The sequence below is a fragment of the Planococcus sp. A6 genome (assembly GCF_028823615.1).
Lineage (GTDB): Bacteria > Bacillota > Bacilli > Bacillales_A > Planococcaceae > Planococcus.
In genome coordinates this window covers 1-13,986 of sequence record NZ_JAPEHT010000085.1, presented here as the reverse complement: position 1 = coordinate 13,986, position 13,986 = coordinate 1, and the positions used below count along the sequence as shown (strand labels likewise).

The following is a 13,986-nucleotide window of genomic DNA, read 5'->3' as shown; positions in this document are numbered from 1 at the left end:
TCTTTTCATGTTGTCGATAAAGTTAAGAAGCCGTATTTCTCACAGCTGATCTCAAGACCCTGCGGAAGGAGAGCTTCCTCGTCACTAAAAAACCGTCTGCTCAACACAGCTTCGCTCATTCATTGCCTGTGGGCTAGACGTTTACTTCCCGCCATTCAAGGGAACGGTTGAAAAAAGGGATTTGTTTGCGGAAGGGAGTGAACTCGCGATGGACAAAGAAACGCAGGAAGTGGAAGAACGGACGCCTTCGGAAGTGGAAGATGTGGCGGACGTGGAAAGCAAGGAATTAAAAACGGCGTCGAAATTCGATGGCATCTACAGCCGTGTCTCCTCGAACCGCCTGGAAAACTTGCGCACGACCCACATCGAAAACAAGGCGAAGGAATTGGCGCGCGAAGGTCACCGCTAAACTATTCCTCGCGCGGTAATTTTGCCATGGCGTTTGCGACTTCAAACGCTAAATCGTCGTTGCCGAATGATTGCAGTACTTCGAGCAGGACATCACCGCTGATGTCGTATTCAAATGCTTCGGTTTCTTCCATTGCTGTTTTCAGCAGTTGATTTTCAGCCTGTGCTGGATATGCTGCCGTATAAAGTGCGAGCGGGTCGATTTTATGGTTGACGCACCATTGCACAAAGACGCGGACCATCGTTTCTTCGTCTTGCTGGTATTTCTTGATGATGAAATCTTCACGGCTTTCGTATTCCATGCGGGTCACTCCTTTTACAGAATCTTGGGATGTTTTCACAATAGCAGATAAATCACTCGGTTGCATGGACTTCCTGCATTGTTTGCTCTAGAATGGTCCATAGCACTGATAGTATCGGAGGGGAAAGAATGAAATTACTTCAAGTACGTAAAGGTCAATTCGTCTACTACAACAACGAATTGCACAAAGTTTATTCCGTCAAGCCGCTCGCTAAAAAATCGGTTTTGATGTTCCGCGTCAAAGACATGGAACAAGTGGCAAGCCGCGCAGACGAAGTATCGCTCTATAAGCCGAAACATATGGATTCGTTCCTATTCTTCGGGGAGCGCTACACATTGCGCGAAGACGTATCCGCAGAAGAAGGCGGCTACATCCTGATCGCCAAGCCGGACCCAGACTATATGGACCATTATTCCTTGAACGAATTCGAAAAAGTCGAGACGGTCGAAGGAAAGAACGTCATTACGTCGAGACAAAACACGGTCAAGTCGAGAGAATTTTTCGTGATGGTTCCAGGGGAAGAGCAAGGCAGCAACGACATTGCATATTACGATAAAGGGAAAGTGTCAGCAGAACAGCAGCAGCATGATGCACAGCTTGCAGACGATTTGCGCGACAGAAGCTCGATCCGCCCGTCAATCGGCGATGTCTATTTGAACCTTGATAACACAGGCACGGCCATGGTTGTCGCAATCATGGGTGAAGAAGTGACACTTGGAACAGGCGACAAGCTGACGTTCCACGATTTGCATAAAGCGGACAACTGGAGCTACCTCTACAACGTAGCGGACGGCGACTTCCGTTAATAAAAAAAGGCGGCCAATGAATGAACGAAGCATCCGCTGAGTTCATTCATTTGCGACGCATCTGCCACGCAGATGTGGGAGCACATCTTTTACGTGAGGCTTGAGCAAAGCGAAAGCAGAGCAAACGGTTTTTCTTTTGAATGAACGAAGCATCCGCTGAGTTCATTCATTTGCGACGCATCTGCCGCGCAGATGTGGGAGCACAGTTGTTATGTGAAGCTTGAGCAAAATGAAAGTTAAACATTTGGAGTTTCTCGATATAAAAAAAAGGGAGCCGCAGCGGCTTCCTTTTTTTATGCTTTATTTCACCAGAACGTCCTGGAATTCTTCTGTGCTTTCGATCACTTTTTTTGCGTATGGGCATTGCGGGTCCACTGATTTGCCTTCGTTTCTTGCGTGTTCGACCATTTTGCCGACCAGCTCTTTGCCCATGCCTTGGCCGCTAAGCTGCGGGGCCACTTCAGTATGGTCAACCGTTAGCACATCGCCGTTTTCGACATAGCTGACAAAGCCGACTTCCTCTGAGCCGTCGATCATGGCAATGCGATTGTCTTGATGTTGAAAATCCATTTCAATTTCCTCCTTTTAAAAAAAGCATTCTACTTAAAAGGTATTCCCGTTCTGTTCAATAATATGCATAGCGGGTATGAAAGAAAAAAGGAGGGATGGCATGGAAGCCAATCAACAAGAACAACAGGCAGTTAACCAGATTGAAGAAATCTTTGGCGAGCATAAAGGCTATCGGCGTGCGCATGCCAGGGGCGCAGGATACAGGGGACTGTTCGAAGGCAGCGGGGAGGCCAGCGAATTGACCGATGCTGCGCATTTTCAAAATGCCAAGGTGCCGGTATTTGTGCGCTTTTCCCATTTCTCGCCGGATCCCACTTGGGCGGATGCCATGTCGCCAGTCAAAGGCATGGCAGTGCAATTCAAGATCGGGCCGGAAGCGGTGACAAATATCGTGTCGGTGACTTCACCGGTGTTCTTTACCCGTTCGCCGGAACGCTTCATGGAAATGCTTGAAGTGTCCCGCTCTTTTCGGAAGGGCCGTCCGAAATTAGGGGAGCTGGCAGAGCTGCTGACGGATTTTCCTGAAGTGAGAGCGATGTTCTCGAGCGTGAAGAAAATGACGGTGCCAGAAAGTTTCGCGACAGGCATCTACCATTCCATCCATGCGTTCTATTTTGAAAAGGAAGGCAAGAGACAGGCAGTCAAATATGTATTCGAGCCGGATGCAGGTGAAGACAAGCGTTCCTTAAAGGATATGAAAGACTTGCCTTTCGGCTATTACGAACGGGAATTGGCTGAGCGGACCACACGCAGCCCCGTATCTTTCAAGCTGTATGCCATCATCGGTGAAGCAGGCGACCCGAAGGACGATCCGACGCGCGATTGGCCAAAAGACCGTGAACGCATCTTTCTTGGGCGACTGGTGATCGAAGCGTCCGACGAGCAAGCTGAACAAGCCTTGTATGATCCAACCGCAATGACCGCAGGCATCAGTTGTTCGGACGATCCGATTCTCCAGTTCCGCCGCGGTGCATACCGGCATTCTTACGAAAAACGCATAGCCGAAAATGAATGAACGGAAAGCGGTCTGAAAAGCTTGCTGAAAATGTGCTTCTAAAGTAAAAGACAACCCGTTACATATCAGCGGGTTGTCTTTTTTAATAGAGCTTTCCTTGTTTATGCAGCACCGTCGATAAACGCTGTACGGCATGGATAAAACAAGTTTCGCGAAGTGGATACGGATTCCCGAAATATTGGGGAAGGATCGTGTCCATCGTTTCCTGCATTTTTTCCAACAACAGGCGGAATACTTCCGATTCTTCGTGGTATTGGGTTTCGCGGCCTTGCAGCCATTCGAGATAGGAGACGATGACACCGCCAGCATTGGCTAAGATATCCGGGATGATGATAACCCCTTCATTGTCCAAATACTCATCGGCAACACGCGTCGTCGGTGCATTTGCGCCTTCTACGATGATCTTGGCTTGGATGTCTTCCATATTGCCTTGGTGAATCTGGTCTTCAAGTGCCGCCAAAAAGAGTACATCGACAGGTAAAGTCAATAATTCTTCGCGCCCCCGGATTTCTGCTTTTATGCCAGACTGGTCAAGTTCTGCTGCATCTTTCGGTAAATCCCCCCGATTGCCGGAAGTGAAAGCGATCAAACTTGGTATATCGAGGCCGTCTTCGTTATACAGCGTGACATTGCGATCGCTGACGGCGATCATTTGATTGTCCAAGGCGCGACATTGATAGGCTTCAAGTGCAGCGACAGATCCAACGTTCCCGAACCCTTGGACCGCCATTTTCAGGGGACGCTCCGCATGCTCCAAAGCTGTCTGCGCAAACAGGTTCCCGGAATTTTTCAGATGCTCTTTGTGTGCCAATACGTAATCGTGGATCAAATAGCGGAAAGTGAAATAGACCCCTTTGCCGGTCGCTTCACGGCGTCCGAGCGAACCGCCGTTGACTACGCTTTTTCCAGTGAAGCTGCCGAGATAAGGCTTGCCGTGATGGATCTTTTTATATTCCGCCATCATCCAGTCCATTTCGCGTTCGCCAGATCCCATGTCGGGTGCTGGAATGTCTTTATCCGGCCCGATGACATCGGCAAAATAGCGGACATATTTACGCGAGACGATATTTAATTCCTTTTCGCTGTAATTGCGCGGATTGATGACGATGCCGCCCTTGCCTCCGCCGAAAGGCACTTGGTGAAGGGCATTTTTCAAAGTCATCAAAAAGGCCAAATTGACGACTTCATCTTCATTGACGCCTTCATAAAATCGGATGCCGCCTTTATATGGCCCTAAGCTATCGTTATGCTGCACACGGTAAGCGGGAATTCGTTCGATTGTCCCGTCTTCTCGCGGGACACGTAAAAATGATTTATGGATATTGTTCGGCGTGGAGATAATTGCGCTTAATGAGTTAAACGCTTGAGTGCGGACCCCGTCAGTCAAATCAGGTAAAAATTCCTTTTTTTCGTATAAGGCATCGAGTGAATCCTGAATGATTTTCTTCGTTTCTTCTTCCAACGTGAGCACCTCCAAGATATTCATACTTCCTTATACCCCTTGGATGTGGGGTTAAGCTTTAAAAAAAACCGCCGTTTATTTAACGGCGGTCGGGAATTTATTTTTTGCGTTGCATCAATTGATGCTCCGTGTTCAAGGCTTTAAACAGCGCGATGACCATCAAGATCATGACGAACGAAAACGGCAAAGCCGCAATGATGATGGTGTTTTGCACTGCTGTCAAACCACCTACTGAAAGTAGGATCGCAGCGACGAGCGACTGGGCGATGCCCCAAAGGATCTTAATCTGGTTACTCGGAAGCAACGAACCTTTTGTCGATTGCATGCCCAGGACGAAAGTCGCCGAGTCTGCAGATGTAATGAAGAATGTGCTGACGAGCAAGATCGCGATAATCGACATGATGATCCCGAGCGGCAATTGGCTGAATGTCGCAAACAAAGTTTGTTCGGTCGGGAAGGCGGTCAAGTCGACACCGCTTTTTTGGATATCGATCGCAGTGGTCCCGAATGCGCCGAACCATAGCGAACCGAAAATCGTTGGAGCGAGGACGACACCAATCAAAAATTCACGGATCGTCCGGCCTTTGGAGACACGGGCGATAAACATGCTGACGAATGGCGCCCAGGAAATCCACCAAGCCCAATAGAAAATCGTCCAGCCATCGAGCCAGCTGCGGTTTTCCGCATCAAGCGGTGCAGACTGGAAACTCAAGCTGATTAAATTCTGGACATAAGCCCCGAAGGTTTCCGTAAAGAGATTGAGGATCAGAATCGTCGGGCCCAGAATGAGGACCAATATCAGCAAAACGATGGCCAGGACCATATTGGTATTGGATAAATACTTGATTCCTTTGTTTAGTCCCGACCAAGCCGAGATGATGAACAAAAGTGTAACGACACCGATGATGACCATCTGTACCCAGTATTCCTGGGGTGCGCCGAATAGGTAAGCAAGCCCGCCGTTTATTTGGGCAGCCCCGAAGCCAAGCGATGTGGCGACGCCGAAGACGGTGGCAAATACAGCCAATACGTCGACCAATGTGCCAAGCGGGCCGTTCATGCGCTCGCCGAACAGTGGCTTCAAAGTGGTCGAAATCAGAGCTGGCTGCCCTTTGCGGAATTGGAAGAATGCCAGAGACAGTGCGACCATTCCATACATGGCCCAGACGTGGATGCCCCAATGGTAATAAGTACGCTGCAAAGCTTCCTTGAAAGCTTCATCCGTTCCGGGTTCAGCCGTCGCTGGCTGGATGGCGAAATGAGATAGCGGTTCAGAGGCGCCGTAGAAGACGAGCCCAATGCCCATTCCGGCCGAGAACAGCATGGCCAGCCAAGTAAATGTGGAAAATTCAGGCCGGTCCGAATCCCGGCCGAGGCGGATTTTGCCGTAGGGGCTAACGATGATGACGATGACAAAAATCAGCAGAAGCGCCATGATCATCAAATAATACCAGCCGAAAGCTGTGTTGATATAAGTTCGGATCGTGCCTGTAGCCTGTTCAAACACTTCCGGCGCGATAACTCCGAAGCCGACAGTCAAAATGACGAGTGCGAATGCGATATAGAAAACTTTAGTTGCTTTGTTCATGTTTCCTCCTATGGTGTTTTTTTAACATAACTATTAAAGGTATAGGAATGCGAAAGAATAGTCAAATGCTTAGCAGATAATAAAAAATTGTGATTTAATATTCTTATTTGGAAAAATGAGGATAATAAAATCCCCTGCGCAGATTGCGCAAGGGAGTCATTCACCAGCCATTCCATTCGTTTTGCTGTTCCTCTTCCGCGACGATGCGCAGATCATCGGCCGAGATGATGAGGATGTCGTATTCATTCTTTTCGGCATAGCGCTCCGCTTCCTGTTTGATGAACTTCGGCGAACCTTCCGTTTCCTCGTCGTAAATCAGCAGGATGCCGTCAGAATTTCGGAGGAAAAACTTGTTTTTTTCGACAAACTGCCACGGTGCTTCATAAGGCTTGTTCGTCAAACTGCGGTGGAAATCGGCTTGGGATAACAGGAATTCGTATTTTTCCTGTTTCGCTTCGTTCCAATTTTTCTCCTGGTCTTCGAAAGGCGTAAGAATGGCGAAATGCAGCTGTGGAAATTCTTCCTGCAACTCGATCACAACTTCAGCAGCCCAGGTTTCTACGCCCAGCTGGCCGCTCAAGATTACCCATTCGAGCCCTTCGTCGACCATTGCGCGCAGGCGATTTTCGAGCGCCTTCTTGATAAAGCGGACGCCTTCGTGCTTGTCGTCGAATATGCCGAGCTCGTGCGGCTTATAGCCGGTGATGACTAAGCGTTTGAGCATATCGTCTCCTCCTTTATGCAAATCAGTGTTATCAGTTTAACGCATTTTCTTTCATTATGGAGAATGCACGGCTCCATCGCATCGCTAGCCTCCTGGTAACTGAATATTCACTCTTATGTTAAGCTAGACGAAAAAAGGAGTGAGGCCAGTGGTCAATATTGAAGATGTGGAGCAAGCAAGAAGCCGCATTCAAGACATCATCCATAAAACGCCGATTGTGCATTCACAGTCGCTCCAGGAAAAATGGGAGCGCCGCGTGTTCTTTAAAGCGGAGCATTTGCAGAAGACGGGCTCGTTCAAGATTCGCGGGGCGACGAACGCTGTGACGAATGCAGTATCGAACGGGGCGACGCTCGTAACGGCCGCTTCTTCCGGCAATCACGGACAAGCGGTCGCTTATGTGGCCAACGAGCTCGGCATCTCCTCTGTTATCGTCGTACCGACGGACGCAAGCCCGGCAAAAGTCGCAGCGATCAAAGCGTATGGCGGGCAGGTAGAGTATTGCGGCACGACTTCAGCGGAGCGGATTCCGCATGCCAAGTCGCTCGCGCACCAAATGAGCGGCGTCTATATTCCCCCGTATGACCATCGCGACATCATCGCTGGACAAGGAACAGTCGGCTTAGAGATGGTCGAGCAAATGCCGGATGCCGATGTCATCGTGGTGCCTGTTGGCGGCGGCATTAATTTCGGGGATCTTGACGGCAGTGAAAGCACGGCGTCCGGATGTATTGGTGATTGGCGCAGAGCCGGCGCTTGCGAATGACACGGCCTTATCTTTGGAGCGGGGAGAGATTACAGCGATCGGCCCGACCGAAACGATTGCCGATGGCTTACGGACTTCGCAGCCGGGAGATCTGACCTTCCCGATTGTGAGCGAGCTGCTCGACGGGCTGGTGTTGGTGGAAGAACAAGAAATCATCGAAGCGATGCGCGATATCGCTGTCCGCACGAAGCAGCTGGTGGAACCTTCAGGGGCAGTTGCCGCAGCGGCCATCATGTCGGGCAAAGCAGGCACGGCGGATCAAACCATCATCGCAGTGATCTCAGGCGGCAATGTCGATCTTCCGCGTTTTGCGGCGCTGTTGAACGCTCCTGAAAATGAATAGATCGAATTACTTTGAGCCGAGCCCTGATTGTCATGTGGCTCGGTTTTTGGCGCGGGTAGGCGATTGCATATTAGCGACGAAAACGGTAACATAAAGTTTAAGTATTCTGAACATACCGACTAGTCGGTATTTATAATGAAGGGGGAAGTAATATGCCAGTGATGGATTTATTCGATTTAACAGGCAAGACAGCAATCGTAACGGGAGGCGGCCGTGGACTTGGCGCACAGATTGCCGAAGGTTTCGCGGAAGCCGGCGCCAATGTGGTGCTCTGTTCGCGCAAAGTGGAAGCGTGCGAGGAAGTCGCTGAGCAACTCGAAGCGAAGGGTGTGAAAACTTTGGCGCTCGCTTGCGACGTCACCAATCCACAAGACGTTAAAAATGTTGTCGAGAAGACTGTCGAGGCGTTCGGGACGATTGATATTCTCGTAAACAATTCAGGGGCTTCCTGGGGAGCGCCTGTATCAGAGATGCCGCTCGAAGCATGGAATAAAGTGATGGCAGTCAATGTCACCGGGACGTTTCTCATGAGCCAGGCAGTTGGGGAAGTGATGATTCCGCAAAACAGCGGCAAGATCATCAACATCGCTTCAGTAGCCGGGCTTGGGGGGATCGACCCGCAGCTGATGGATGCGATTGGCTACAATACAAGCAAAGGTGCGGTCATCACGTTCACGAAAGACCTAGCGGCAAAATGGGGGCGCCATAACATCAAAGTCAACGCTATCGCACCTGGATTCTTCCCGACGAAAATGTCAAAAGACGTGATGAAGCACGGCGAGCAAGGCTTGTTGGCGAGAACGCCGTTAAACCGTTTCGGGACAGACGAAGACTTGAAAGGCGCGGCTTTATTCCTGGCAGCGAGAGCCTCGGATTACGTGACGGGTGATGTCGTGATGGTCGACGGCGGCATGCACGCCATGTAAGGGATCGGCCACTGGATGCAATACATATTTGAACAACAAAGGGGACGGAGAAGATGAAAGCTGAGGCCAATGTATACCGGGGCGCTGATTTCTTGATAAAAGCCGCGGGTCCGATCTTTACACCTGAACAATTTACCGATGAACACAAAATGATTGCGAAAACAGCGAAGCAGTTTCTCGAGAAAGAAGTGCATCCACATAACGAACGGTTGGAGGGTCAGGATTTTGAACTTGTCCAGGAGCTCTTTCGCAAAGCGGGAGAACTTGGCTTGCTCGCGCACAGCATTCCGGAAGCTTACGGCGGGCTTGGGCTCGATAAAATCAGCAAAGGACTGGTCGGCGAATCGCTCGGACCGGCAGGCGGATACGGCGTGGCGCATTCTAACCATACATGCATCGCGACCTTGCCCATCACGTATTTCGGCACGCCAAAACAGAAACAATATTATTTACCGAAACTTGCAAGCGGCGAGTTTATCGGAGCGTATTGCCTGACAGAACCGGGAGCGGGTTCGGATGCCTTAGCTGCCCAAACGACTGCGGTGCTGAATGAAGAAGGGACGCATTATTTGCTGAATGGTTCGAAGTTGTACATCACCAACGCCGCGTTTTCCGATACCTTCATTACCTATGCGAAAGTGGACGGCAAAGCGTTCACGGCATTTATCGTCGAAAAGAAACATCCTGGCTTATCGCTCGGGCCTGAAGAGAAGAAAATGGGCATCAAAGGATCTTCGACGCGCCCGGTCATTTTCGAAGATTGTAAAGTTCCGGTGGAAAATGTGCTTGGCGAAGTCGGAAAAGGCCATCTTGTGGCATTGAACGTCCTGAATCTCGGCCGCTTTAATTTAGGGTCGGCTTGCATGGGCGCTGCTAAATTCAGTTTGTCGCTGGCACTGGGCTACACGCAGGAGCGCAAGCAGTTTAATCGCGCCATTTCCGAGTTTTCGGCGACGCAAGAGAAAGTGGCGAAAATGGTTGTGCGCATATTCGCTTTGGAATCGTTGCAATACCGGACCGCGGGCTATCTCGAAGAAGCGCTCGGCGGATTGTATGAATCACAGGACCACGGATTGATCGCCAAGCGGATGATGGAATATGCCGCTGAATGCGCCATCTGCAAAGTATATGGTTCAGAAACCTTGGATTTTGTCGCGGATGAGAGCCTGCAGTTGTTCGGCGGTTACGGCTATATCCAAGAATACAAAATCGAGCAAGTGTACAGGGATTCGCGCATCAACCGCATTTTCGAAGGCACGAATGAAGTCAATCGGCTGCTCGTTCCGGGGAATGTATTGAAAGCTGCCGCAAAAGGCGCACTTGACCTGGAAGCAGCAGCGACGCAGGCTGTCGAGGAAATGCAGACGCCGGAAGTGCCATACATCGGAACGCTTGCCCGCGAAACGGAAGCCGTGCGGGCGATGCGGCGCGTCTTCCTCAGTATGCTCGGGCTGGTCGCAAAATCCTACGGCCCAGGAATCGGGGAACAGCAAGAAGCGCTTTTGAAACTCGCCGACCTTGCGATTGGCTTGTATGCCGCCGAATCAGCCGTCGCGCGGACGCAGCAAGCGCTCGAACAGGATGAAAACAAAGCTCAGCATAAAGTGGAGATGACCCAAGTGTTTATCGATGATGTCTTGCTCGAAAGCGAGATGACGGCGCGTCAAATACTCCAAGGCATGACAGAAGGAGAAGAACTGGCGCGCTATACAGCGATGGCGACCGGCGAACTCAGCCGCCTACAACGCGGGGGAACAGTTGCAGCTAAACGCCAATTGGCTCAAACGATTTATCAGGCGGGGCAGTATATCAGTTAAGGGGGAAATGAGATGAAAGTGGTGAAATTCGAGGAATATGGTGGTCCGGAAGTGCTTCAGTATATCGATTCGGAACAGCCAAAGCCGAAAGATCATGAAGTGCTCATTGAAGTGAAAGCGGCAGGTGTCAATTATGCCGATACGGCAAGACGTGAAGGGAAATATGTCGTGCCGACTGAATTGCCATATATTCCGGGCTCTGAAGTGGCTGGAGTGGTCGTCGAAGCAGGAGCGGGCGTCACGCGTTTCAAAACGGGCGACCGCGTCGTCGCCTTGATCGAATCGTCGGGTTACGCTGAATATGTGGCGATTCCGGAGCAGGTATTGACGCCGGTGCCGGAAGGCGTCAGTTTTGAAGAAGCTGTCGCATTGCCGCTTCAAGGTTTGAGTGCTTACCATATTTTGAAAACGATGGGCCGTTTGGAACCGGGCGAAACGGTATTGATTCACGCTGCTGCCGGAGGCGTCGGGACGATTGCCGTGCAGCTTGCGAAACTTTTTGGTGCCGGGAAAATCATCGCTACGGCGAGCACGGAAGAAAAACTGTTCCATGCCGAGAAGATGGGCGCCACTCATTTGGTGAATTACAGCGAAGATGGCTGGGTAGGGCGTATCAAAGAAATCACTGAAGGCAAAGGCGTCGATCTGGCGCTTGAAATGGTTGGGGGCAGCGTCTTCAACGATACGCTGAAGACCTTGGCACCGTTCGGGCGATTGGTCATTTTTGGTGCTGCCAGCGGAGAACAGGCGACATTCGCGCCGGGTCAATTGATGAAGCGCAATCAATCGGTCATCGGCTTCTTCCTGCCGCAGATCATGCGCAAACCGGAATTATTCCAGAAAAGCTTTCAGGAATTGCTCGAATATATGGATAGCGGGCAATTGAAACTGACGATCGGCGGTACGTATCCGCTCGAACAAGCGGCTGAAGTGCACGAATTGCTGCAAAGCCGCAAAACGATCGGCAAGCTGGTGCTGAAGCCATGAACGATGTCCGACAAGCCGAAACCCAAGAGCTGCTCGACAAACTCGGATTGAAGCTCGTGAGGCATCCCTTGCCGTTTAGGCTGAACCATGTCAATTGCTTCATGGCAAAAGGGGAGGATGGCTGGACGATTATCGATACCGGGTTGAACAATGATGCTTCGAGAGAGTTGTGGGAGCAGGAAATCGGGGATGACAAGGTGGAGCAGATTCTCCTGACCCATTACCATCCCGATCATTTTGGCTATTCAGGCGGCTTGCAGCAAAAGACCGGCGCACGGCTGTCGATGAGCAAAATCGATGCGGACGCAGGAATGAAATCGTGGGATGATGCATTTTTGAATGCCTTGCCAGGCTATTACAAGGCAGCGGGCATCCCACAGGAAGCGGCGCAGGAAATGGCGGACAATACGAGAGCCTTTCGACCGCTCATTTCCCCGCTTCCGAAAGTGGATCATCATTTCGAGGAAGGGGAGAAAGTCCGCATCGGCCGCTTTGACTATGAAGTGCTGTTCGTGCCAGGGCATTCGGATGGCATGGTGTGTTTTTACCAACGCGAGCACAATGCGCTGTTGGCGGCGGACCATATTTTGCCGCGTATCACGCCGAATATTTCCTATTGGTTTCACGGCGACCCGAATCCGCTTCTGACGTATATGCATTCTTTGGAGAAAATCCGTGAACTGGATGTGGAATGGGTCATCCCATCGCATGGCGAAGTGTTCCAAGGGGCTAACAAACGAATCGATGAATTGCTTGCCCATCACGAGGAACGTTTGGATGCGACTTGGCGGATGCTTGAACAACCGCTGACGATTTTTGAAGTGCGCGAGCGTTTATTCGACCGGCCGCTGACAGTCCATGAAATGCGTTTTGCGGTCGGTGAAACTTTGGCCCACCTTGAATATTTACGCGCCGCGGGCCGATGCGAACGGGTGATAGAAGCGGAGCGCTGGATTTATAAACAAACTTAAAAAGGATGTGTCACGATGAGAATGTTGATGGTAGGAGCAGGGGGCATCGGAGGTTATTTCGGTGCGCGTTTGTTGGAAAAAGGAGAAGATGTAACATTTTTGGTCAGGGAAGGACGCAAGAAAAAGATTGAAGAAGAAGGCTTACGCGTCAACAGCCGGCACGGAGATCTGCATCTCCAGCCGGCTCTTTTGACGAAAACGATGCAAGCCGAGCCGTTCGATATTATTCTGCTATCGACAAAAGCGTATCAGCTTGAACAAGCCATTGAAGACATCCGCCCATTCGTCGGCGAAGAGACGATGATCTTGCCGCTGCTGAATGGCATTGCGCACGTTGAACAGCTCATCTCTGCGTTCGGGGAGGAAGCGGTAATCGGTGGCTTATGTTTTATCGAGACAACCATCGGCGAAGACGGTTCGATTGTCCAGACGAGCCCGATCCATCAATTGGTTTACGGGGAACGGGGCGGCGAGCGGACAGATCGCATCGACAAATTGAAAACGCATTTCGATGGAACGAAAGCGGAATTTGTGTTGAGTGAGAATATTGATCAAGACATGTGGCATAAATATATGTTCATCACAGCGATGTCCGGCATCACTTCGCTCATGGAATCGCCCATTGGCCCGATCCGCAAGCTGCCGTCCGGCCAATCCGCCATTCGATCGCTGCTCGAAGAACTGGAAGCGGTCATGACGGCAATCGACGCACCGATCAAAAAAGGGATCGCCGACATCCAACTCGACAAAGTGAACAGCATGGACGATAGCATGAAATCATCGATGCAGCGCGATATGGAGAAAAGCCAGGGCATCGAAGCCGACCATCTGCAAGGGCATCTCATTGAAAAAGCCCAGCAAGCCAATGTTCCGGTGCCAGTGCTCGAGACCGTTTATACGAAACTGAAATTATACGAAGAAAATAACAATAGAGAGAAATAAAAAACAGAACATTTACAATATTAAATTACTCCTCTATGATTAAACAAGATATGCAGAAATTTCAAAAAAGAAAAAAGGGAGTTGAGGAATGTGAATGCAATTGCTTTAGCTGCTATGGGATTATTTATATTCGTTCTCGGATACCGTTTTTATTCCAAGTACATAGCAGAAAAGATTTTCAAGCTGGACCCGAATTACGTAACGCCGGCCCACCGTTATAAAGACGGGGTCGACTTTGTCCCGACCAATAAGTTCGTCTTATGGGGGCATCATTTTACATCTGTTGCAGGAGCTGCGCCGATTCTTGGGCCGGCCATCGCGGTCTATTGGGGCTGGCTGCCAGCGGTCCTATGGGTCGT

At 50.4% G+C, this 13,986-nt stretch carries 14 protein-coding genes and 1 pseudogene; 10 read left to right on the top strand and 5 right to left on the bottom strand.

All coding sequences use genetic code 11. The annotated features are described in order from the left end of the window. Nucleotides 1–208 precede the first annotated feature (208 nt). Entirely contained in the window at nucleotides 209–409 is a 201-nt protein-coding gene (locus ON064_RS12690; RefSeq protein WP_274625051.1) for a hypothetical protein, read from the top strand. Between the two features lies 1 nt (nucleotide 410). Here ON064_RS12690 and ON064_RS12685 read toward each other — a convergent pair whose 3' ends face one another. Beyond that, nucleotides 411–710 (bottom strand): hypothetical protein, encoded by a 300-nt coding sequence (locus ON064_RS12685; RefSeq protein ID WP_274625050.1) that lies wholly within the window; start codon nucleotides 708–710, stop codon nucleotides 411–413. 128 nt (nucleotides 711–838) lie between these two features. On the opposite strand from ON064_RS12685, the gene ON064_RS12680 reads away from it, so the two are divergent. Continuing rightward, entirely contained in the window at nucleotides 839–1,516 is a 678-nt protein-coding gene (locus ON064_RS12680; protein ID WP_274625049.1) for a hypothetical protein, read from the top strand. A gap of 300 nt (nucleotides 1,517–1,816) precedes the next feature. On the opposite strand, the gene ON064_RS12675 is transcribed toward ON064_RS12680, so the two are convergent. Then, on the bottom strand, nucleotides 1,817–2,086 hold the full coding sequence (locus tag ON064_RS12675) for a GNAT family N-acetyltransferase (protein WP_274625048.1): 270 nt from the start codon (nucleotides 2,084–2,086) through the stop codon (nucleotides 1,817–1,819). 100 nt (nucleotides 2,087–2,186) lie between these two features. On the opposite strand from ON064_RS12675, the gene ON064_RS12670 reads away from it, so the two are divergent. Then, a complete protein-coding gene (locus tag ON064_RS12670) occupies nucleotides 2,187–3,101 on the top strand; it encodes a catalase (RefSeq protein WP_274625047.1) in 915 nt (304 codons plus the stop codon). An 82-nt stretch (nucleotides 3,102–3,183) separates the two neighbouring features. On the opposite strand, the gene ON064_RS12665 is transcribed toward ON064_RS12670, so the two are convergent. The 3 genes from ON064_RS12665 to ON064_RS12655 form a co-directional block, all read right to left on the bottom strand. Beyond that, complete coding sequence (locus tag ON064_RS12665) at nucleotides 3,184–4,587, bottom strand: Glu/Leu/Phe/Val family dehydrogenase (protein WP_274625046.1); 1,404 nt, start codon at nucleotides 4,585–4,587, stop codon at nucleotides 3,184–3,186. A gap of 73 nt (nucleotides 4,588–4,660) precedes the next feature. Further along, nucleotides 4,661–6,151 carry a glycine betaine uptake BCCT transporter gene (locus ON064_RS12660; protein WP_274625045.1) on the bottom strand — a complete coding sequence of 497 codons (1,491 nt, stop codon included), beginning with the start codon at nucleotides 6,149–6,151 and terminating at the stop codon, nucleotides 4,661–4,663. Nucleotides 6,152–6,311: 160 nt separating this feature from the next. After that, on the bottom strand, nucleotides 6,312–6,875 hold the full coding sequence (locus ON064_RS12655; RefSeq protein WP_274625044.1) for an SLOG family protein: 564 nt from the start codon (nucleotides 6,873–6,875) through the stop codon (nucleotides 6,312–6,314). A 139-nt stretch (nucleotides 6,876–7,014) separates the two neighbouring features. On the opposite strand from ON064_RS12655, the pseudogene ON064_RS18470 reads away from it, so the two are divergent. From ON064_RS18470 to ON064_RS12620, 7 genes and pseudogenes are all read left to right on the top strand, one after another. Beyond that, nucleotides 7,015–7,984 (top strand): annotated as a pseudogene (locus tag ON064_RS18470) (threonine ammonia-lyase). 152 nt (nucleotides 7,985–8,136) lie between these two features. Continuing rightward, nucleotides 8,137–8,910 (top strand): SDR family oxidoreductase, encoded by a 774-nt coding sequence (locus tag ON064_RS12645; protein WP_274625043.1) that lies wholly within the window; start codon nucleotides 8,137–8,139, stop codon nucleotides 8,908–8,910. Nucleotides 8,911–8,963: 53 nt separating this feature from the next. Continuing rightward, a complete protein-coding gene (locus ON064_RS12640) occupies nucleotides 8,964–10,727 on the top strand; it encodes an acyl-CoA dehydrogenase family protein (protein WP_274625042.1) in 1,764 nt (587 codons plus the stop codon). 12 nt (nucleotides 10,728–10,739) lie between these two features. After that, the gene (locus ON064_RS12635; RefSeq protein ID WP_274625041.1) at nucleotides 10,740–11,714 is read left to right on the top strand and encodes a quinone oxidoreductase family protein; all 975 of its coding nucleotides are present in this window, start codon (nucleotides 10,740–10,742) and stop codon (nucleotides 11,712–11,714) included. Further along, the gene (locus ON064_RS12630) at nucleotides 11,711–12,685 is read left to right on the top strand and encodes an MBL fold metallo-hydrolase (RefSeq protein ID WP_274625040.1); all 975 of its coding nucleotides are present in this window, start codon (nucleotides 11,711–11,713) and stop codon (nucleotides 12,683–12,685) included. Before ON064_RS12635 ends, ON064_RS12630 begins: the two co-directional genes overlap by 4 nt. A 15-nt stretch (nucleotides 12,686–12,700) precedes the next feature. Further along, complete coding sequence (locus tag ON064_RS12625; protein WP_274625039.1) at nucleotides 12,701–13,627, top strand: ketopantoate reductase family protein; 927 nt, start codon at nucleotides 12,701–12,703, stop codon at nucleotides 13,625–13,627. A 90-nt stretch (nucleotides 13,628–13,717) separates the two neighbouring features. Then, nucleotides 13,718–13,986: carbon starvation CstA family protein (locus ON064_RS12620; protein ID WP_274625038.1), on the top strand; the 269-nt coding region annotated here is incomplete at its 3' end.